Source organism: Lysinibacillus sp. FSL K6-4013, from assembly GCF_038630435.1.
GTDB classification, from domain to species: Bacteria; Bacillota; Bacilli; order Bacillales_A; family Planococcaceae; genus Lysinibacillus; species Lysinibacillus boronitolerans.
In genome coordinates this window covers 2,357,905-2,378,551 of record NZ_CP152031.1, presented here as the reverse complement: position 1 = coordinate 2,378,551, position 20,647 = coordinate 2,357,905, and the positions used below count along the sequence as shown (strand labels likewise).

The window sequence follows — 20,647 nt, the reverse complement described above, 5'->3', positions numbered from 1 at the left end:
CTTCCTTTCAAGGCTTAAGTTTGATATACTAGTATGCTGATGGGCATTGGTCAGAATGCCCATTAGCTTTATGGCGAGTTGTTAAAACTTGATTATACCGACAATTCTTCAAGGTTATGACGCTCGCCAATATAATTGACACGAGGTCTAAATAATCGATTATTGTCATGCTGCTCAATCACATGGGCACATAAGCCAATTGTTCGTGAGCCAAAGAAGATTGGCGTATAGATTTCAATCGGCAAACCAAGCATGTAGTACACGGGTGCTGCATAATAATCTAAATTTGGATACAACCCTTTCTCCTGTACCATCACTTTTTCACCAGCTTCACACATGTGATATAAGCGATCATCCCCTTGCTCTAAACATAATTTATGCAAGGCTTCTTTCATAATTTGCGCTCTTGGGTCCATCTTTTTCATATAGACACGGTGCCCAAAGCCCATAATCTTTTCTTTATTTTGTAGCTTGTTTTTCAATAATGCTTCAAAGCCTTCTACTGTTTTGGCTTCAAGAAGCATGTACATGACTGCCTCGTTAGCCCCTCCATGTAAATTCCCTTTCAACGATGCGACAGCTCCCGTTAAAGCGCCATACAAATCAGATTGTGTAGAAGCAATGACACGAGCCGCAAATGTTGAATTTGGCATCTCATGCTCACTATATAAAACGAGTGACTGATCAAAAATTTCTTCTTCTAGCGCAGTTGGCTTTCTGCCCGTAATCATGTAATAAAAATTGGCACTATAGGAAAGTTGACTATCCGGCTCGACAGCTTCTTGTCCATTTAATACACGATAGCTATTTGCTACGATGTTGGGCATACCACCTAAAAGTCTATATGCTCGCGATAAATTCATTTCAGTCGAACGATCATTGATGTGCTGATCAAAGCCTGCTAAAACGGAAATTCCTGTTCTAAGCCCATCCATCGCATGTGTTTCATTGGGCAATAGCTTAAAAATTTGAAATAGCTCTTGTGGAACCTGATAATGAGCTTTCAATTTGTCCTGTAGATCAGCCTGTTGCTCGGTAGTTGGTATTTCTCCATGCAGCAATAAGTAAACAATATCTAAATACGAATATCGCTGAGATAATTCAATCAAGTCATAGCCACGAATAACTATTTGACTTCCTACAGTGTCTAAAAAAGATAGCTTTGTTTCAGCGGCAATGATTCCATCAAGACCTGGTGAATAATTTAACTCCATTTAATGACAGCCCCTTTGTTTAATTATTCTTGTAAGCGTTACCATTCAAACACGACAGAACAACAAAAAAACAACTCCTATCCCTTTCTAGAAGTTGTTAATCTACAAAAGCATGACAGACCAAAAAAACAGTGAATTTACATGAATTCACAATCATGCAGTAGCTAACACCTCCCTATCCTCGTAGGTCAATTGATGCTTTTTTTCGTGGCAGGTCTCCTGACTTATGATCAACGCTCTCATAACACCTTCCCATTTTGACAAACAAAACAGTGGCTTTGTTTTCGAGCTACTAAATACAGTTGCGGGACAGTGTTGGACTCTCACCAACTTCCCTTTTAATCAAATAGAATCAACTCCCATTTGAACCACCAAAATTTAGCATATTCAATTTGTCTTTTTACCTTAACATAGAGTTTTCAAAACAATCAATATAGGTAAAATTCAGAAAAGACTGATTATAAAAAGCTATTTTTCATCTTTGATGAACTATTCTGCGTTTTTTAGCAATATTTTGTACAAAAAAAGATTGTGCATCTATCCCAATACATCCAATTTTAAGCATTACAAGGGAAATAGAGGTTTTTAAAGGAAGAAAGGCGAATCGTTATTTATGATCTATAGGAGGGACCAATATGGGATATATTACAGAGTTAAGGAAATACATTGGTAGTAGACCAATTATCAGTATTGGGGCGACCATTCTTGTGGTTAACGATGACAAGCAAATTCTCTTTCAACATCGATCAGATACGTTGGATTGGGGATTACCTGGCGGTGCATTGGAACTAAACGAAACGTTAGAGGAAGCTGCTGCTCGTGAGCTTCATGAAGAAACAGGACTTGTAGCGAATGAATTTGACTTGGTGGGTGTTTTTTCAGGGCCAGATTATTATTTCCGATATCCAAATGGGGATGAGGTCTATACAGTTATTCATCTTTATATTGCGAAAAATGTAAGGGGTATATTGGAGATAAAGGATGATGAGAGCTTGAAACTTACCTATTTCAGTAAAAATGAGCTACCAGATCAACTTGAGAAAAGAACGAAACTGCTATTAAACAATCTGGAAGATACATTGTGGGATTTCGGTAGTTCTTTTGCAAAGGATATTCTTTAAATAACAAAGAGCATGCTTTTTATTCAAACATGCTCTAATCATTCTTTCTTGGGTATTATAGTCTAACCTTAACCTCAGTACCGTCTTGAGCTTTGACATCGACTAGCACGAGCCCTTTATAATTTTGTAGTTCCTTGATAATCGGCTTGAGCATTTCTTTGTCGATGAGCGGAAAGGTAAAGTCTATTTTCTTTCGATTGAAGTATGCCTTTGTCCACTTATTGACTTGTTGCTGAATCCATTTGGAAGTTAAAATGGAGAGGACAATGGTTAGCACAGCATAGGGAACAGGGACAGTAAAGCGAACGTCTTTTGCTTTCACTTTTACATGCATCATTCGTCGCCTCTATTCAATGAAGACTGCAACGGTATCTCCGTTTGCCGATTTTATATCTACAATTTGTCCATCTAGTTCATTTTCGATCGCTTCAAGAAGAAGATTGATGTCGATATCTTTCACGTATTTTTCCGATTGTGGAATACTCGCTGCGATGCTGTGTCCAGCCATGAGTACGGCTTTGACAAGTTTAATCGGCAAATTCACCGTGACATTATCATTTTCGGTGGATACAACACGGACCTTTAATGTTTTATCTAAATACTTTGTTTTTTCCACAAATTTGTTTCCTGATTCTTCTTTCTGTTGTAACACTTGAATCAGCTCTGAACCTTTATCCGCATCAATTTTCCCCTCTTGAATCATGGTTAACACTTTCGTAATTTCCTCTTTCATGGTCCATTCCTCCCTATTCGTCTTTTAAGAGCTTTATGGCTTCATCCGTTGTGATTTCGCCATTTTCCAACATGCTTACAATTTTTTTCTCGTCTACTTCATTTTTCTTCTTTTGAGCATAGCCAAGGGATGAAATAATGTCGTTTAGCTTGCCACGAACTGTTGGATACGAAACCCCCAGTTCCTTTTCAACCTCTTTAATGTTTCCTCGACAAGTTAAAAATACTTCCACAAAATGAAGCTGATCCTTTGATAAAGATGCGAGCTTAGATAATTCAAATTCATTTTCAATCGTCGTGTGACAATGAGAACACTGTAACTTGGTAATTTTCAAAGTTTTACTGCAGACAGGGCAATTTGTGATTACTTGATAAGCCATAGTGAACTCCTTCCTTTAAGTTAAGTTGATTATATAACAAAGAATTTAAAGAAGTAAATAATAAAAATTAATTATTTGAATCAAAATATAAATAAAGTTAATTTTATGATTGATATTATTAATTTTATTTCTAAAATGCTTTAATAATTAAGAAAACCCCATTTTGAAAAATTCAAAATGGAGTTTCTGTTTAATTTGGTCTATCCTTATTTTTTCTTTCTCGCGGGTGTGATGGCAAAATAGCATTGTATAATTCTTGTGAAGCGGGATGCTGATAGGCTCCATCCTTCCCAATCTCCTCCACGAGCTGACCATGCTGCATCACTAGGATGCGATCTGACATAAAACGTGTGGCTTGTAAATCATGTGAAATGAATATATAAGCAAGCTGTAGCTCTTTTTGCAGTGATTGTAATAGTTCTATAATCGTCTTTTGCAAAATCATATCAAGACTACTAATGGCCTCATCTAAAACAATCAGTTTCGGCTTTAATGCAAGAGCTCTAGCGATGTTGACTCGTTGCTGCTGTCCCCCACTTAGCTGTGAGGGATAGTTTTGAGCCATTGCCCACTCTAACTCTACACAGTCTAGTAATTCCCTTACCTTCTGTTGTCGCTCTGCTTTGCTAAAATGCTCGAAATTCAAAAACGGTTCTTCGAGTATTTCGAAAATCGTCTGTTTTGGATTAAATGAATGATAGCTATTTTGAAAAACAGCCTGTAAATTTCTTCGTATCATTTTTTTCTCTTTGCTGGGTGCTTCGTATAAATTGATACCTTGAAAGAGCAGCTCTCCGTTTGTTGGTCGTTCAATCCCTAAAATAATGCGTCCTAATGTGCTTTTTCCTGAACCACTTTGACCGACGATTCCTAGACATTCTCCCTCCTGAAGTGAAAATGACATCTTTTGTAATACAGGAATTTTTTGTCCTCGTTGAAATAGGGCTGGTCTTTGAGCATAATGCATGTCTATATTTTTCACGTCTAGCAACGTCATTTTTTCACCTCTAAAATAGCATTCTTGCTTGTAAAAGCTTCTTTGTATAGGGATGCTGAGGCGCATCAAAAAAATCAAAAACATTCGTTTGCTCAACGATTTCTCCTTGATACATCACAGCCACATCGTCCGCAAGCTCAGCAATGACACCTAAATCATGCGTGACAAGGAGTATGGTAGCATCTGTTTCTGAGCGAATTTGATTAAATAGTGTTAATACTTGTTTCTGATTGATGGTATCCAGAGCAGTCGTAGGCTCGTCTGCGATGTAGAGGGAGGCCTGTATCGCCATTGACAGAGCAATCATCACTCGCTGTAGCATGCCTCCACTTAACTGGAAAGGATAGTAGGACAAGAGCTGCTCTGGCTGAGGTAAATGAACTTTTTTCAAAGCATCAAGGGCGATCTGTCTCATTTCTTTTTTTGTAAGCTTAAAGTGTGCTTTTAATGTTTCTCGAAAATGACTTTCAATCGTTTGAATATGATCAAATGCAGCGGATGGGTTTTGCAAAATCATCGAAAGATGTCTGCCACGATAAGCTCTCCATTTAGCAGCTGAAACGTTTAATAAATTTTCTTGTAGATAGAGTACTTCCCCTTGGCTGACATGGGCAAAGGACGGTAATGTTTGCATGATGGCATGGCAAAGCATGGACTTGCCACTGCCACTTTCCCCGATAATTCCTAGGACTCGCCCTTTATAAGCTGTCAGGTTGATAGAGGTTAATATATTTTTCTCCCCTATTTTGACTGTGAGGTCTATCACTTCTAAAACTTTCTCCATAACTTCCCCTTTCCTAGTCAAGCCTTTTTAAACGATTTGCTAACTGATTAAACAATAACACAACAAGGATGATGGCAAGTCCAGGATAAAGCATTAATTCAGGATGCTGTCTCATGTATTGCTTTCCTTCGTTGATCATCATGCCCCATTCTGGAATCGGTGCCTGCACGCCCAGTCCGATAAAGGAAAAGCCCGCAATTTCTAAAATCACCTTCCCGATATCTAATGCAACAATCGTGACAATAGATGGCAATATATTGGGTATATAATGGCGTCTAATTAATTGGATACCTGTAGTGCCTGAAATCCTTGCAGCTTGAACAAAGTCTTTCTCATTCATACCGATACACAAACTTCGGACCATTCTTGCATAATAAATAAGCTGTGTAAAAATGAGTGCTATTATAACATTTTTTAAGCTAGGGCCTAATATACCTAATAGCCCAAATGCAAGTACGAGTGTCGGAAAGGCTAATAAAATATCACATAATCGAATAAAAAGAAAATCAATTAATCCTCTTTTCAACGCTACAAAAGCACCCAGTAGGATAGCTAAAACAATAGCGACTAGCTGAATGATGAGCGCTGAACCTAAAGAATAACGAATACCTAAAAGAAGGCGTGACAAGATACACCTTCCTAAATGATCTGTACCTAATGGATAGTCCCAAGACGGGACTGAAAATTTCTTAGCAATATCGACAGCAAAAGGGTCATGTGGCATTAAAATTGGCGCCAACAGTCCTAATAAGCCAGTAATGACAAGGAGGAATAGACTGATTAATCCTGTTAAGTTGCCACTTTTTGTTCGTACAAATTTCATTTTTAATCTCTCCTACCCTTCATCATTAGATGAGGGTCCAATAAACGATGCAATATATCTGTACATAAATTGGCAAGCACATAGATAACCGCAATAATTAACACATAGCATTGTACAACTGGATAATCCCTGTTCATAATGGATTCTATTAAGTACCTGCCGAGTCCGGGCCAGCTAAAAACCTGCTCCACAATCACGGCTCCACCTAAAAGATTGCCAAGGGTCATGCCTAGCAAGGAAGTCAAGGGAATAGCAGCATTTCGCAAAACATGACGGATAAGAATCACAGAGCTTTTTAATCCTCTTAGCCGTGCATATTGAACATATTGCTGTTGTAATTCTTCTAGGATGGTTGAACGGATAAACTGAACGAATAATCCAATTGTTGGTAACGCCAGTGCGAAGGCGGGTAAAACTAAATGAGCAGGTGTGCCCTTCCCGTTTGTCGGAAAGAGTCCTAATTTTAAGCTAAATAAATAGAGTAATAGGAAACCTAACCAAAAGGTTGGAATCGACACACTCAAGATGGAAAAGAATTGTATGATTTTATCGATGATGGTGTGCTTATACAATGCGCTTATTACCCCGAATGGAATACTTAGCCCTAAAATGAGGATAAACGCAGCAATAGCTAATTCAATGGTTGCGGGTAATTTCGTGAATAGCTCATGTGCCACGGGTAATTTACTAACAAAAGATGTTCCAAAATCTAGCTGTAATACGCCCTTTCCCCATAGCAAATATTGAAGAAGAAACGACTTGTCTGTCCCTAGTTCCTCACGCAATGCCTGAATGGCTTCCTCTGTTGGCGCAACCCTTGCCAAACGTAGTATGACTTCAGCAGGCTCTACTGGAACAAAACGAATAAATACAAAGGTTAGGATGGAAACGCCTAATAAGACAAAGGGCAATGTTAAAATTCTTTTTAAACAAAACATCCATGTCGATTCGTACATGCTGTCACTTCCTACTCAATCCTATGATAAAGAGAGAGCTGTCTCTGCTAGACACACTCTCTCCTCCACTTTTATTTTTCTTTAGCCATTTGTGCATAAGGTATATCATATTCAGATGCACGTGGGGCAAAATCCTTTAGAGATGGTTGATAAATCACATTATTTGTTTCGTAAGAAATAGGGTAAAAGAGTGCCTGGTCATGAAACATCGTTAAAATATTTGTGTAAAGCTGCACGCGTTCCTCTTCATCTGTCCCTACTAATAATTGGTGAATTTTCGTATCGATTTCTTTGGCGTTTGCTAAGCCTAATTTCGCCTCATACACACCACTAGCATTTGGTGTAGCTGATTCATTTGCAAAGCTATGTGGATCTGTAGGTGGTCCATTGGTCCGCCAGAAATTAATATCTACCTGGTCATCCATCAATTTTTGAAGACCGACCATTACATCTGCCCCTTCTAAATTCAACTGAACGCCAATTTTTGCGAGTTCACCTTGCATTAATTCTGCCATTGGTTTTTGAATCGCATCGGATGCAATGTAAATCAAATCTAAAGTCAACGGCTGTCCGTTTTTTGAACGAATTTTTTCACCCTTCGGTAATGTCCACCCTGCCTCATCTAGCAATTGTTGGGCTTTTTCTGGATTGTATACAATAGGTGCTAAATCTATATTGGCATAAGGAATTGCATCCCAGAACAATGTGTTCGCTACTTTTTCCGTACCATGTGTAATACTGTCGACCATTTGTTCCTTATTAATAGCATACTGAATGGCTTGACGTACCTTTAACTCAGATAATGGACCAGATTGTGTATTGAATAGCAGTGCTTTCGTAGATAAAGGCTCAGAGGTAGCAGTTTTGTATTTGCCACTGTCTTTTAAATACGTATAGTTATCTAAACTAATAATGCCACGGCCATAAATTAAATCTAATTCTTCGTTTTCAAATGCTAATGAAATAGATTCTGAGTCTGGGATAATTTTTACTTTTATTTGTTCTACTAATGGTTGTTCTCCCCAATAGTTTTCATTGCGACTAAATAATGCATATTCATCCTTTTTGTATTCAGTTAATACCCAAGGGCCTGTTCCAATCGGTGCTTTGATAGAATCTTGCGTCATATCACCATCTGGGAATCCGTTATCCCCTAAAAAACGGAAAGGTCTGACAAAGGCAAGTTCGTTTAAGACAGGATAATATGGCTCATCCAATTGCAGACGAATTGTAAAATCATCCACTTTTACAACCTCTTTCATGTGGTTAACCATCCCCATCCAAGAATGCATATCTCGATTCGCTAATACGGCGTCAAAGTTACGAATGACATTATCTGCATTAAATGTGGTGCCGTCTGAATATTTCACATCTTTTCTTAGATGGAAAGTATACGAAGTTTTATCCTCTGAGATGTCCCAGCTTTCGGCGAGCTTAGGCGTAACAGTACCATCATCGTTGTATTCCACCAAGGATTCATAAACCATTGCTTGGGCAGTCATTTGATTCGGTAAATATGTATGAGGATTCAATGGACCTACATCTAATGGCCAGCCAATCGTTATCATTTTTTCATCTGTTTGGTTTGCTGAGGTCTTTTCCTTTTCTTCATCCATGCCTGTACAGCCAGCAAGTAAACTGAACGTCAGGACAAGCAGGAAAGGAAGTAAATACTTTGTCAATCTCATTTTCTGTCTCCTATCTCTATTCGTAGTACAAATAAATCTACTTGTTGAAGAAGAGAAGGCATAAAAAAACCTTATTCTAAAAAAGAATAAGGACAGAAAAACCCACGATGAACAAGTCTCCATCCATCTCCCTATCTTTCGTAGATCATCAATGAATCTTCTTACAAGCAGGCATTCTGGCTCATGAATCATCATTTTGCTTCACCTTCCCAAGTACTCACTCAGTGGTATTTGAAACAAAACTACTCATTTACAGCTGCGGGACAGCATGGGGATTTCACCCATTTTCCTTTTAATTGAATGAAAGACGATTTCACTCAAACTTGTAATGATTGCTATGAAATTAGTAATAAACATAACATGCTCGCATGGTCACGTCAATTTTATTTTCTGAATATAATAAATAACATAAAAAGACTAGGGATTCACCCTAGTCTTCGTAATTGGAGAGTAGATGTAGTAGATTAAAAAATCATTTCGTTATCTTAATGTAGATTGCTGTACAGCTTGACGCAACGTTTTAGTAGCAGCAACCATATTGGCTAAAGCTGCAACGGTTTCTTCTTCTTTTCTCGTTTTTAAGCCACAATCTGGATTCACCCAGAATTGATGACGGTCCAGCACCTGTAGACTATCTTTCATAATAGTGAGCATTTCTTCCTCGCTTGGTACACGAGGGCTATGAATATCATAGACGCCTAAGCCAATTCCTTTATTATAGGGTTGCACTTGTAGTGAAGAAATAAGTTCCCCATGGCTTCGCGATGTTTCAATGGAAATCACATCTGCATCTAGTGCGCTAATCGGTTCGATGAAATCATTAAATTCGCAGTAACACATATGTGTATGGATTTGTGTTTCATCTTTGACACTAGATGTAGCAAGCTTGAAGGAATTGACAGCCCAATCTAAGTAAGCCCCCCATTCTTCCTTTCTAAGCGGTAAACCTTCTCTTAACGCTGGCTCGTCCACTTGAATAATCGAAATTCCTGCGTTTTCTAGTGCTTCCACCTCTTTGCGAAGTGCTAATGCAATTTGATAAGCGACATCTTGACGGGAAAGATCATCGCGCACAAAGGACCAATTTAATATCGTTACTGGCCCTGTCAGCATGCCCTTTACAAATCGCTTTGTTAGGCTTTGAGCATAGGCTGATTCTTTTACGGTAATTGGTGAGGCCCACGCAACATCTCCATAAATGATCGGAGGCTTCACACAGCGTGACCCGTATGAAACGACCCATGCTTTTTCTGTAAAGGCAAAGCCAGTCAATTTTTCACCAAAATATTCTACCATGTCTGTACGCTCAAATTCACCATGAACAAGTACATCGATATCTAATTCCTCTTGTATAGTGATCCAGCGCTTTGTTTCGTCTTCTAAAAATGTTTCATAGGCTTCATTCGATAATTGTTTCTTTCGCCACGCATTACGATTTCTTTTCACTTCATCTGATTGCGGGAAGCTACCGATTGTAGTTGTTGGAAACAGCGGTAATCCTAAGGCTTGTTGTTGGATCGTTTGTCGCTTCGTAAAATTACTGTGTCGTTCAAAATCTTGCTTTGTCACAGTTTGAACGGCTTGATGAATTAACTTATTTTGGCGGATTGGATGATTTTTTAGAGCCTCAATCGCCTTCATACTTTCTGAAAAATTATGTTGTAAGGAACCATCTTTATCTCGTCTGAATTTAGTCAGCCCCGTGATTTCTACGATTTTCTCATCTGCGAAGGCCAGAGACTGCTTTAAAACAGGGTCAAGATCATTTTCAAGAGAGGTTGTGATTGGAACGTGCTGTAGGTTACTTGATGGTTGAATCCATAGTTCAGCAGCATGACTTAGCTGTTCAATGGCTTGAATTGTCGCATTGACCTCCGCCAGGTTTGAACGCCAAATATCACGGCCATTCACTACCCCTATTCCTAATACTTTATCCTGCGGGAAACCAAATTGACGAAGTGACGCCATATTTCCTTTATAGCCATGAACAAAGTCCAAACCGAATCCTTGAACAGGCAATGTACTTAATGCTTCATAGGCACTTAAAGCTTCGAAATAAGTCTGTAGCATTATTTTAGCCTCAGGAACGGCAGTGGCTAACTGGTCATACATTTCTTTCACCAGCTTTATCTCTGCTGGATCAAGTGTTAAGACGAGGGATGGCTCTTCTAGCTGAATCCAAGTGGCACCTGCATCCACTAATTCTTTTAATACCTGCGTATAGAGTGGTAATAAAGCTAATAAGTACTCAACCTGTGTTAATTTGTTGTAGCCTTTCGTTAACTTATAAAATGTATAGGGACCAATTAGTGTCGGCTTCGCAATGATACCGAAAGTTTCCTTCGCCTCTAAAAAGTCGGCTAACACTTTATTTTCTGTTAGTTGTAAGGCTTGTCCCTCATACTCTGGAACAATGTAATGATAATTTGTATTAAACCATTTTGTCATTTCACTAGCTACGGCTGTTTTGTCTCCTCTTGCTACACTGAAGTAGGTATGAAAATCGACTTTACCACCTTGCCAGTTAAAGCGCTTTGGAACTAAACCAAACATCAAAGCTGTATCTAACATTCTATCGTAAAACGTAAAGTCGCCAACTGTCACCATATCGATTCCAAGTTGCAGCTGCTTGTTTATTCTTGATAAACGGATTTTCTTTAATTTTTCCTCAAAGTCCTCCTCAGAAAGTTCATTGCGCCAAAATGCTTCTAGTGCTTTTTTCCATTCGCGTTCCTCCCCTATATAGGGATAACCGATCAATGTACTTGTATAGTTCATGTTTTTAAGCTCCTTTTTTAGAAAAAATAAAAAGCCATTCTCCTATTAGGAAAATGGCTGCATGTTAAAATTAATAATGCTAAAACAATACGAAAAAGTATCTACTTTCGCATAAACGTTATCGCACAGTGCCTATTTGGTCACTTTTCACCACCTATTTCCACGTAGGTATTTGGTGTGTACTAGAAATTGGCAGGTCTCCTGGCTTTCCATCAACACGCCTCACAGCCTTCCCAGTTTCTCCAGTGGCATTTGTGATTTGCTCCGAATTACAGTTGCGGGACAGCGTCGGATTTTCACCGACTTCCCTTTTAAGCCAAAATTTCATTTGGCACCAAGTCTTACACATTATTCAATTATGCTCCTACTATAGCATACATTTCAGAATAGTAGAAATTATTTTTAAACAATTATATAAATTATTTCTATAAATATTCTAGGAATTATTAAATATCTTGGCTAAGATAAGGCTACATTGTATTCCGTTAAAAAATTTGTTACTATAAATAGACAATTATGAGAGGACTGATGAATGGACAATGTTGAACTAAACTATATTTTTATTTGAATTGAATGATTTCAAACCAAAATATAGGGTTAGTCTATCCATTTTTAACAATCAGTTGGCATTTTATTTGTCATGATACGAGTGGCAAATCGACTTTATTCAGTGAAAGACTAATCCTTCCAATGCACGATTGGAGGGATTTTTTTCTTGCTCTCATCGTTGAATCTGTACCTTTCATCTACTCGTAAAGGAGAGAGATAATATGAGCGATTCAGATACTATTGTGACGCATGTAATACTCCGTATAAGTCGTTAATATCCATCTACTTATACGGAGCAATGAAGCATAGATGGATAGACCGACTTTGTATGAAAAGGAAAACTATTGCAATACAAAGGAGGAATTATTATGTCCATGATACAAGTACAAAACCTAACTTTTTCTTATCCAAGTAGCTTTGACAATATTTTTGAAGGGGTAAACTTCCAAATCGACACGGATTGGAAACTTGGATTTATCGGGAGAAACGGACGAGGTAAAACAACATTCTTTCAGTTGCTATTAGGCAATTATGAGTATAGCGGAAAAATCATCTCTTCCGTAGACTTTACTTATTTCCCCTATCCCGTTTCGGATCCAAATAAATATACACACGAAATTTTTGAAGAAATTTGCCCTCAGGCAGAGGATTGGGAATGTCTACGTGAAATAGCTTACCTACATGTAGATGCAGAGGTCATGTATCGACCTTTTAAAACATTATCCAATGGCGAGCAAACAAAGGTGCTGCTTGCTGCGTTGTTTTTGACAGAGGGTCAATTTTTATTAATTGATGAGCCAACCAATCATCTAGACACGGATGCACGAAAGACGGTTTCAGATTATCTTCGCAGGAAAAAAGGATTTATTTTAATTTCACATGACAGAAGCTTTTTAGATGGCTGTGTTGACCATATCCTATCGATCAATAGAGCCAATATTGACGTTCAAAGTGGAAATTATTCTTCTTGGAAGTTAAATTTTGATCGTCAGCAGGAACACGAAGAAGTAACCAATCAACGACTGCAAAAAGATATCGACCGATTAAAACAATCCTCAAAGCGTTCGTCAGGTTGGTCTAATCAAGTGGAAGCCTCCAAAAACGGCACAACCAATTCAGGTTCCAAACTGGACAAAGGCTTTGTTGGACATAAAGCAGCCAAAATGATGAAACGAGCGAAGAACCTGGAATCCAGACAACAAAGAGCTATTGAGGAAAAATCAAAACTGCTAAAAAATGTTGAAAAAACCGAGTCATTGAAAGTAGAGCCATTGGCATATCCATCAAAAGAAATGGTTGTTGTCACGGATGTATCGATTCGGTACGATGACCATATCGTGAATAAGCCTATTAGCTTCAAAGTGGCACAAGGGGATCGAGTTGTTTTAGATGGCAAAAATGGAAGCGGAAAAAGTAGTATGTTAAAACTTATTCTAGGTAAGCCCATCCAACATACAGGCTCCATCAAGTTAGCTTCAGGTCTAGTCATTTCCTATGTTCAGCAGGATACATCCCATTTAAAGGGATTGCTTTCGGAATTTATTGAAGAGCATGGTATTGATGAGACGTTATTTAAATCAATCCTGCGCAAGATGGATTTTGAGCGTATTCAATTTGAGAAGGATATCTCTCATTATTCCGGTGGGCAAAAGAAAAAGCTGCTAATTGCTAAAAGCTTGTGTGAGAAGGCTCATTTATATATTTGAGATGAACCACTCAATTTTATTGATATCTATTCACGCATGCAGATTGAAGAGCTCATAAAAAGCTCTCATCTCACAATGGTGATTGTTGAGCATGATCAGGCATTTCAACAAACTGTAGCAACGAAAACGATAGCGATGTCGTAAAGAGAAGAATCCATTTTATGGATTCTTCCTTTTTAATGATATTGAAACCAATGAACCCATTTAGTAGTTGTCTCTTTCACGATATATAGCTCACCTAGTGATGCACTTTGCGCTGGCAGTAATCTTGGAAACCTTAATCGAACAAACCAGGAGTGATTAGCCACATTTTCTCCACAGAAGTTCACCGCCATTTTATAGTAATTCTTCTCCATGCCAGTTAATATTGGCATGGGCTTTATCACCTCAATTTGCCACTCCTGATAATTAGGGCTTGAGCCATATACTTTTGGAATGATGTCAGCTAATGCTTGACTAAGCTCGTCTTTGTCTTTCTCCGTTGTTTTCATCAATACATCTGGATTTGGACATATGAAGCCTTCAGGTTCTGATCCCGAAGTAGCTGTTGGAAATAACAAAAGCATACATAAAAAGGGCATTATTATTTTTTCCATTGTTCAACTCCCTTTCTTTAAAAATGCTCGATAATTTACTGTGATTGGTGCACTCTATAAAGTATCATCCTGCAGAAAGGTCACTATTCCATGAAAAAATTTGCTTATGTTTTAATGGCTATCTTCACTATGTTCATTCTGCCATGTAAGATCTATGCGCAAAGTGAACAAACTGATGATCAACTAATCAGGGACACATTCATTACAATCCTTAATCCATTTATCGAAAAGGAAATTGATCATTACTACGGCTATCCTAAGCAGTATGGCTTGTATGATGTGAAAATTTTAAAGATTGTCAAAGAAAGTCAGTTTAGCTTTAAAGTTAGCGTGGAAGTTACCACCTTTGAGCATGCACATTCCCCGCCTTATAGTAAGGAAATCATTACATTTGAAATCAGTCCAAGTGGGGTCAGCACAATTCGCTATATACATGAGGCGGATGATGTAGAAAAAGCAATAGACGCATTTTATAGGGCAACACTGTTAGATATACAGCAGAGTTTTAAGCTGGACTTATCATCGTATACTTCCTACCGATACGATCAATTGCAATATCAAGCTGAAATAAATCATGATATGAAACCCCTTGCTACGATTGCAGAGGAAATAGTGACCACCATTTTATTTCCTGAGCGAAAGATACCATACAAAAATGTCATAGACCCTGTCACCTACATCAAGGGTGATACAGGCTATATGCTCTTTAAAAGGGCGGATGGTACAAATGTAAGCTATCAACTGCAAAAGAAAGACGGCACATGGATCGTAACAGATAAAGCAAGTAAACCAGGTAGGAAAATGGAGGATCTGTTGCCTTGGTATATATAGAAAAAATGAAGCCAACTGATTCCATCAGTTAGGCTTCATTCTTTAAGAGTATTTGCATCATACTTTTTATAATGCCCATGTGTAGACTTTCATGGTTCATATGAAAGACAACCATATCCCCCAATGTTTTCATACCTAAAAAAGGCTCTTTTAGCGGTTCATGTAAATGTCCCGCACAAGCTTGTTCAATAAGTATAGGTTGTTCCTCTAGGAGCTTAATGATTTGATCCATTGGTGGCGGTTGCTCAGTCCAGTTATCCGGATTACTGCCACTAGGAAACATGACATGATAGGATAGGGGCAAATGCCTTTCTTGTGAAACAGCTGGAAAAACGGTATGATCCCAACCAACTAATAGATGACCAGCATTCCAACGAATAGTGTTTTTATGTCCAATGGGTATCTGATCAACAATATTCTCAGGGATTGTACGTAGAAATTCAACAGTCCAATTACGCCACATTTTCATTTGCTTAAATAATTGTTCTTCGTTCATATACTAGCTCCCTTTCTACACGTTTTAAGTTATATTCAATACCATGGATTAAATTAATTTATAGTAAATTACGGTTGCTTCTAATTCTCTATCTGGTGAAATAGTATATTGCGGAATTTTCCCTACTTCTTGATAGTCTAATGATTTATATAATTTATTGGAAGGATCCCCTTCTCTCGTATCTAAAACTAGCAAGGAGCGGTTTTCTTGTTTTGCTCGTTCCTCTGCTTGTTGCATCAGCGCTCGTCCAATACCGTTGCGTCTAAAGTTGGGATGTGTCATTAACTTGCAAATTTCAGCACGATGAATGCCATTTGGTTTGCTAGTTAAATGCAATTGAATACTACCTGCAATTTCATGATTTATTTTCGCAATGAACAGTAAGACATCTGACGCTAAGACAGATTGCCAATATTTTATCGCTTGTTCTTGTGTGAGTGGAGGTAAAAAACCTACGGATGCTCCTTCATCTACGACCATAATCAATAATTCAGTAAGCCTCTCCAAATCTTGCTCAATATGGTGAAGCTCAATTATTTCAATCTTTTGCATGCCGAAAGCATCTCCTTTTTATAAAATTATTCCCTACTATTAAAACAGAAATTACTTTTCCGAAATCGTTTCTAAACGTTGAGTAAGAACTCGTTGTATTTTCTATAAAATTTTTCTGGCACAGCGAGATCAATTTCAGCTAATTTTGCCTCTATAGATTCAAAGAATTTTATACATTCTTGTTTCCTATTTTGTTGAATTAAGAATTCTAACAATTGAAACATATACTGTTCATTGTATTCGTCTAGCTCTAAAAGCTTTTGTAGGCAATTATACTTTAATAAAGTGTGGGCAGCGTCTGTACGTGCAATATACTGTTCAAGCACATGTAATACAGATTGCTTTAAGCGGAGCCTGATTTGATTAACCCATAAATACTCCTCATCTATTAAAAAATCACCCTCATAGCAATTCAATAACTGCTGAATGGATTTCTCATCATGTTGATCCTGCTCCAATAGTTGATTCAGCTCATCATAATCAGTTTGAATTTCCGCATTTAATTTATAGTGATTATTGACCAAGAGTATGGGATCTTGAATACCATTGTCCTTTAATATCTTTCTTAAATGATAAATAGTTGTATGTAAATTACTAGCTGCCTTTTCAAAGTTCAAATCTGGCCACAATTCCTCTAAAAGAACTGCATTTAACATAGGCCGTTTTTGGTGAAATAGTAAATATAAAAATAGTTCACGTACTTTTCTTGTTCGCCACTTAATCACATTATGTTGAACATCCAGTAGATAAAAGCTGCCTAATGTATGCGCATATAATGAGTTTTTCTTCTCATCCCTCGGCGCCACCGTCACGACCATTTTTTTCTGTGCTTTTGTTAACGCATTAATCAGTCGTTTTTCCTGTACTGGCTTTAATAAATAATCTGTTGCCTCAACTTCAAAAGCCTCCACGGCAAATTGTGTATGAGCTGTAACAAAAATGATTTGTAAGGATGGTTGCTTGTGTAGGAGCTGCTTTGCAAGTTGCATACCGTGTGTGTCAATCATTTCAATATCTAAAAACACTACATCAATTATTTCTTTTTCAAGAAACTGGAGGGCCTCAGTTGAATTTGTAAATGTTCCCTTAATGTTAATCTGAAATTGGGCAAGTTGTTTAACCATAATAGATAAAACATCAATGGCCAATTTTTCATCATCAACGATCATTATATTCATGTGACACCACCCTCTGGTAATAAAATGACAATTGTTGTTCCCTTTCCTTCTTCGCTGTAAATTCGTAAACTAGCATTTTTTATTAATTTAAATTTCTTTAATGGATTCATAAAGCCAATTCTTGTACTTTCTTCATTTAGCAATTGGTGCAATTTTTCTTCTGAAATTCCTACACCATTATCATAGATTTTAATTCTTACAAATTGTCCCTCTCTCTGTAGGCTTAATTCTATGGTCCCTCCCTCTACTTTTTTAGAGATACCATGGAACACTGCGTTTTCAATTAAAGGTTGAATGGACAATGCAGGGATTCCTAATTGTATCGATTCGTCAATATCATATTTAATACGTAAACGATCTCCAAAGCGCATTTTTTCAATTGATAAATAGGCTTTTACAAGCTCCATCTCCTCATCGATGGGGACAATGCTATTTCGATAATGAACATTCAGTTTTGCACGGAAATAAGTGGCTAAACAATAAAGAGCTTCACGTGTGTTTTCCATATCTGTATAACTTAAACCAATAATCGTATTAAGTGTGTTATATACAAAATGTGGTGTGACCTGTGAATATAAATAGTTCATTTCTACTTCGATTGCATCGATTGATGATTGTCGAACAGCCAATAAAGATTCAATACGAATAAAAAGTTCATCGGTAGAAATCGGCTTTTGTAGATAATCATTCGCCCCTACTTTTAACGTTTGCAGTAAGTCAGATTGCTTCATAACTGTAGTTAAGATAATTATTGGTAGTTCCAGCATATCATATTGTTTACGTACACGTTTACATAACTCATAACCTGACATTCCATTCATCATTAGGTCGATTAACATACAATCTACATGATTGGTTTTAATATAATCGATCGCATCAAAGCCGTTATCTAAGGCGATCACTGTATATCCCTTTAAACTTAGTGCTTCCGTTAAAGTTTTTATATTGACATGGTTGTCATCTACCACCAGTATTTTTTTATCGCTTCCTTTATAAATAAGGGGCAGTCGAAGCTGTATTTCTGTATCTGTATGTGATGTAATGATAGCTTGTTCATTACTTACGTTTTCTAGTGTTGAGAGGGGCATTGTAAATGTAAATGTTGTCCCTTCCCCTACAGTGCTTGTCACATAAATGTTACCATTTAATTTTTCAATAATATTTTTAGTAATACTTAGTCCCAAACCTAGCCCTTCTTTATTATGATGATTGTTTCCTTGATAAAAGGCGTTAAAAATACGATCTAATTCTTGTGTCGGAATTCCACAGCCTGTATCACTTACTTGGATGACCATCTGCTCCTGTTCAACATGCGCAGTGACTATGATTGTTCCATTTTGTGTAAATTTAATCGCATTATGCAGCAAGTTATATAAAATTTGTTTAAAGCGTAATTCATCCGTGTAGATCTTTGGCAAATCTAAGTTTATCTCTGCTGTTACCCTTACTTGACTATTTTTGGGCATAAAACTACGAATTTCGGCTACTACCTCATGTATAACAGATAGAGATACACTGCGTAGACTAATCCTTACTTCTCCTGTCATTTGATTAGAAGAAAACAATAAATCTTCTACTAAATGACCTATGCGCTGTGTAACGCTGTGAATTAGAATAACTTGTTCCTGTTGAGATCGTTTTAATGGTCCTTGAGCACCTTCCATTAAGGATCTGGATATATTTAATATTCCGTTTAGGGGGGCACGGAGTTCATGCGAAGTTTTCAGAAGAAATTCATTCTTCATTTGATTATGTTCAAGCAATTCTTCTGACAATGCTGCTATTTTTAAAACAGCTTGATTGGCACGATAATTTAATAATGAGGCAAAGCCAAATAATATTAGTAAAAATAACATGAATTCTGTATAGTCAAAAGGCATCCCAAATAAAAAGTTACAAATGAGTAAAATAGAATAACAACTAATCGCTGTAATAACTATTAGCACATAACGCACAGCCTCTAAACGTTTTAGCATGACCTTTATAAGCAACCATATATTATAGAAAATAACTGGAGCCGTGACACTGATATAGATTATTTTTCTCATAATCATTTCAAATTCTGAGGAGGCCCTTTCATTTTTTGTAAAGGGATTATAGATACCGTACATAACAAACACGATACCAAGTAATATGGCAAGCGTGTATAAAATTTTTCTTTCTAGTAATTGTGGATACATCGCATTTATAAAAAATGTTAAAGCAAGCAGTGCGAGTGGAATGATTCCTAATTGCAGACGTAATTGATTGACCGTCGATAGATCAGTGAATAAAAGGAAAAACACTTTTTGATTGATAAACGACATATAAAATCCTAATGAAATAGTAAATAGACCAAAGAATAACTCTTCCTTACGCTTGCGATTCTGTAAAAATGTAAAGACATAGATCGCACCAACTATAATATGACCTATACTCACTACTATATCTAAAAACACTTTCCAGTGATAATGCTTTTGAATAGCCTTCATCGTACCAAATTCAATAGGATAAACAATTCCAGCCTGAGGATAATTGTAATTTGCAACATGGATGACAATGTCTAGTTTTTTATTGACACTAGGAGAAAAAACGGTATATTTATCATCATTTTCAGATGCATACGCGCTTAAAACAGTACTTGGATTTCCTTTAGCCCCCACCTCAACGCCATTAATGAATACACGACTAGCTTGACGAATCGTTCGAATATATAGGCCGTAAACTCCATCTGATGGTACCTCTATGTTGACGTGATAGGTTCCCACCGAAAGCCCCTCTTCATTTGGCTCTACATATGCTTGCCAATTAAAGGGTACATTTAAATTCAGTTTTTTATGTTGATAGCTATCAAAATTTTCCCCCAAAGAAATTAATACATTTGGATAAAAGGCCCATTCTCCTTCTAGCTTTACAGGCTTTAATAATTGCTCTTCCTCTAATTTTCCTACACCTTTATGTATAATTTTTGGCTGATTAGTGGAGAAATAATGCCAATTACCAATAAAAAAAACAATCACAAAAAGCATGATTATACTTACAATAATTATGATATTTTTTTTCATTTTCGTGCCCCCAAAGATCGATCATTTATGATGTATCTTTACATCATATTGCTCACTGTTTTTACAATCAACCCCTTTTGAGATAGTAGCATACTGTGTTTGAACAAAATCTAAACAAACAATAATAATACCTTTCTTGATGTTTTGTTTGTTGTTATTTTAAAAAAATGATTGTGAGCGGATTAAAAATTTTTATTAGCCTCTGGAAACATGTGAAGTGAA

At 37.1% G+C, this 20,647-nt stretch carries 17 protein-coding genes, 1 pseudogene and 3 riboswitches; of the genes and pseudogenes, 3 read left to right on the top strand and 15 right to left on the bottom strand.

What is annotated here, in order from left to right; all coding sequences use genetic code 11:
* Positions 1–92: 92 nt before the first annotated feature.
* Complete coding sequence (mmgD, locus tag MHB39_RS11755; protein ID WP_342543805.1) at positions 93–1,214, bottom strand: citrate synthase; 1,122 nt, start codon at positions 1,212–1,214, stop codon at positions 93–95.
* A gap of 191 nt (positions 1,215–1,405) precedes the next feature.
* A riboswitch (cobalamin riboswitch) is annotated at positions 1,406–1,602 on the bottom strand.
* A 247-nt stretch (positions 1,603–1,849) separates the two neighbouring features.
* Between mmgD and MHB39_RS11750 the strand changes: the two genes are divergently transcribed.
* Positions 1,850–2,335 (top strand): NUDIX hydrolase, encoded by a 486-nt coding sequence (locus MHB39_RS11750; protein ID WP_342546873.1) that lies wholly within the window; start codon positions 1,850–1,852, stop codon positions 2,333–2,335.
* Between the two features lie 55 nt (positions 2,336–2,390).
* Here the strand turns inward: MHB39_RS11750 and MHB39_RS11745 are convergent, their stop codons facing one another.
* The 9 genes from MHB39_RS11745 to metE form a co-directional block, all read right to left on the bottom strand.
* Positions 2,391–2,672: a hypothetical protein gene (locus tag MHB39_RS11745; protein WP_342546871.1), complete on the bottom strand. Its 282-nt coding sequence runs from the start codon at positions 2,670–2,672 to the stop codon at positions 2,391–2,393.
* 9 nt (positions 2,673–2,681) lie between these two features.
* On the bottom strand, positions 2,682–3,068 hold the full coding sequence (locus MHB39_RS11740) for a hypothetical protein (protein ID WP_205443560.1): 387 nt from the start codon (positions 3,066–3,068) through the stop codon (positions 2,682–2,684).
* 13 nt (positions 3,069–3,081) lie between these two features.
* Positions 3,082–3,447 (bottom strand): DUF2089 domain-containing protein, encoded by a 366-nt coding sequence (locus MHB39_RS11735; RefSeq protein ID WP_342546869.1) that lies wholly within the window; start codon positions 3,445–3,447, stop codon positions 3,082–3,084.
* A 190-nt stretch (positions 3,448–3,637) separates the two neighbouring features.
* Positions 3,638–4,444 carry an ATP-binding cassette domain-containing protein gene (locus MHB39_RS11730; protein WP_342546868.1) on the bottom strand — a complete coding sequence of 269 codons (807 nt, stop codon included), beginning with the start codon at positions 4,442–4,444 and terminating at the stop codon, positions 3,638–3,640.
* Positions 4,445–4,454: 10 nt separating this feature from the next.
* Entirely contained in the window at positions 4,455–5,228 is a 774-nt protein-coding gene (locus tag MHB39_RS11725; RefSeq protein ID WP_342546867.1) for an ABC transporter ATP-binding protein, read from the bottom strand.
* A 13-nt stretch (positions 5,229–5,241) separates the two neighbouring features.
* Complete coding sequence (locus tag MHB39_RS11720; protein ID WP_342546865.1) at positions 5,242–6,051, bottom strand: ABC transporter permease subunit; 810 nt, start codon at positions 6,049–6,051, stop codon at positions 5,242–5,244.
* A gap of 2 nt (positions 6,052–6,053) precedes the next feature.
* Positions 6,054–7,007, bottom strand: coding sequence for a nickel ABC transporter permease (gene nikB, locus MHB39_RS11715; RefSeq protein WP_342546864.1), 954 nt, complete (start codon positions 7,005–7,007; stop codon positions 6,054–6,056).
* Positions 7,008–7,078: 71 nt separating this feature from the next.
* Complete coding sequence (nikA, locus tag MHB39_RS11710; RefSeq protein ID WP_342546863.1) at positions 7,079–8,695, bottom strand: nickel ABC transporter substrate-binding protein; 1,617 nt, start codon at positions 8,693–8,695, stop codon at positions 7,079–7,081.
* A gap of 148 nt (positions 8,696–8,843) precedes the next feature.
* Positions 8,844–9,037, bottom strand: a riboswitch (cobalamin riboswitch).
* Between the two features lie 138 nt (positions 9,038–9,175).
* On the bottom strand, positions 9,176–11,473 hold the full coding sequence (gene metE / locus MHB39_RS11705; RefSeq protein ID WP_339280973.1) for a 5-methyltetrahydropteroyltriglutamate--homocysteine S-methyltransferase: 2,298 nt from the start codon (positions 11,471–11,473) through the stop codon (positions 9,176–9,178).
* A 173-nt stretch (positions 11,474–11,646) separates the two neighbouring features.
* Positions 11,647–11,827, bottom strand: a riboswitch (cobalamin riboswitch).
* A 563-nt stretch (positions 11,828–12,390) separates the two neighbouring features.
* On the opposite strand from metE, the pseudogene MHB39_RS11700 reads away from it, so the two are divergent.
* Positions 12,391–13,872 (top strand): annotated as a pseudogene (locus tag MHB39_RS11700) (Lsa family ABC-F type ribosomal protection protein).
* A 32-nt stretch (positions 13,873–13,904) separates the two neighbouring features.
* Here MHB39_RS11700 and MHB39_RS11695 read toward each other — a convergent pair.
* Positions 13,905–14,324, bottom strand: coding sequence for a hypothetical protein (locus tag MHB39_RS11695; protein ID WP_339280971.1), 420 nt, complete (start codon positions 14,322–14,324; stop codon positions 13,905–13,907).
* Between the two features lie 90 nt (positions 14,325–14,414).
* Here MHB39_RS11695 and MHB39_RS11690 point away from each other — a divergent pair, with 90 nt between their 5' ends.
* Positions 14,415–15,155 (top strand): DUF3888 domain-containing protein, encoded by a 741-nt coding sequence (locus MHB39_RS11690; RefSeq protein ID WP_342546862.1) that lies wholly within the window; start codon positions 14,415–14,417, stop codon positions 15,153–15,155.
* A 28-nt stretch (positions 15,156–15,183) separates the two neighbouring features.
* On the opposite strand, the gene MHB39_RS11685 is transcribed toward MHB39_RS11690, so the two are convergent.
* The 4 genes from MHB39_RS11685 to MHB39_RS11670 all read right to left on the bottom strand — a co-directional run bounded on the left by MHB39_RS11685 (position 15,184) and on the right by MHB39_RS11670 (position 20,425).
* A complete protein-coding gene (locus MHB39_RS11685) occupies positions 15,184–15,651 on the bottom strand; it encodes a DinB family protein (RefSeq protein WP_342546860.1) in 468 nt (155 codons plus the stop codon).
* Between the two features lie 48 nt (positions 15,652–15,699).
* Entirely contained in the window at positions 15,700–16,203 is a 504-nt protein-coding gene (locus MHB39_RS11680) for a GNAT family N-acetyltransferase (protein ID WP_342546858.1), read from the bottom strand.
* 71 nt (positions 16,204–16,274) lie between these two features.
* Positions 16,275–17,381 carry a response regulator gene (locus tag MHB39_RS11675; protein ID WP_342546856.1) on the bottom strand — a complete coding sequence of 369 codons (1,107 nt, stop codon included), beginning with the start codon at positions 17,379–17,381 and terminating at the stop codon, positions 16,275–16,277.
* Positions 17,378–20,425 (bottom strand): ATP-binding protein, encoded by a 3,048-nt coding sequence (locus MHB39_RS11670; RefSeq protein WP_342546855.1) that lies wholly within the window; start codon positions 20,423–20,425, stop codon positions 17,378–17,380. Before MHB39_RS11670 ends, MHB39_RS11675 begins: the two co-directional genes overlap by 4 nt.
* Positions 20,426–20,647 lie beyond the last annotated feature (222 nt).

What these genes read in the sequence shown, in the direction of transcription:
- MHB39_RS11680 (WP_342546858.1), bottom strand. Translation starts at nt 16,203, where the DNA reads ATGCAAAAGATTGAAATAATTGAGCTTCACCATATTGAGCAAGATTTG.
- MHB39_RS11730 (WP_342546868.1), bottom strand. Translation starts at nt 4,444, where the DNA reads ATGACGTTGCTAGACGTGAAAAATATAGACATGCATTATGCTCAAAGA.
- MHB39_RS11670 (WP_342546855.1), bottom strand. Translation starts at nt 20,425, where the DNA reads ATGAAAAAAAATATCATAATTATTGTAAGTATAATCATGCTTTTTGTG.
- MHB39_RS11720 (WP_342546865.1), bottom strand. Translation starts at nt 6,051, where the DNA reads ATGAAATTTGTACGAACAAAAAGTGGCAACTTAACAGGATTAATCAGT.
- MHB39_RS11745 (WP_342546871.1), bottom strand. Translation starts at nt 2,672, where the DNA reads ATGATGCATGTAAAAGTGAAAGCAAAAGACGTTCGCTTTACTGTCCCT.
- nikA (WP_342546863.1), bottom strand. Translation starts at nt 8,695, where the DNA reads ATGAGATTGACAAAGTATTTACTTCCTTTCCTGCTTGTCCTGACGTTC.
- MHB39_RS11735 (WP_342546869.1), bottom strand. Translation starts at nt 3,447, where the DNA reads ATGGCTTATCAAGTAATCACAAATTGCCCTGTCTGCAGTAAAACTTTG.
- MHB39_RS11685 (WP_342546860.1), bottom strand. Translation starts at nt 15,651, where the DNA reads ATGAACGAAGAACAATTATTTAAGCAAATGAAAATGTGGCGTAATTGG.
- MHB39_RS11690 (WP_342546862.1), top strand. Translation starts at nt 14,415, where the DNA reads ATGAAAAAATTTGCTTATGTTTTAATGGCTATCTTCACTATGTTCATT.
- MHB39_RS11695 (WP_339280971.1), bottom strand. Translation starts at nt 14,324, where the DNA reads ATGGAAAAAATAATAATGCCCTTTTTATGTATGCTTTTGTTATTTCCA.
- MHB39_RS11750 (WP_342546873.1), top strand. Translation starts at nt 1,850, where the DNA reads ATGGGATATATTACAGAGTTAAGGAAATACATTGGTAGTAGACCAATT.
- MHB39_RS11725 (WP_342546867.1), bottom strand. Translation starts at nt 5,228, where the DNA reads ATGGAGAAAGTTTTAGAAGTGATAGACCTCACAGTCAAAATAGGGGAG.
- nikB (WP_342546864.1), bottom strand. Translation starts at nt 7,007, where the DNA reads ATGTACGAATCGACATGGATGTTTTGTTTAAAAAGAATTTTAACATTG.
- metE (WP_339280973.1), bottom strand. Translation starts at nt 11,473, where the DNA reads ATGAACTATACAAGTACATTGATCGGTTATCCCTATATAGGGGAGGAA.
- MHB39_RS11675 (WP_342546856.1), bottom strand. Translation starts at nt 17,381, where the DNA reads ATGAATATAATGATCGTTGATGATGAAAAATTGGCCATTGATGTTTTA.
- mmgD (WP_342543805.1), bottom strand. Translation starts at nt 1,214, where the DNA reads ATGGAGTTAAATTATTCACCAGGTCTTGATGGAATCATTGCCGCTGAA.
- MHB39_RS11740 (WP_205443560.1), bottom strand. Translation starts at nt 3,068, where the DNA reads ATGAAAGAGGAAATTACGAAAGTGTTAACCATGATTCAAGAGGGGAAA.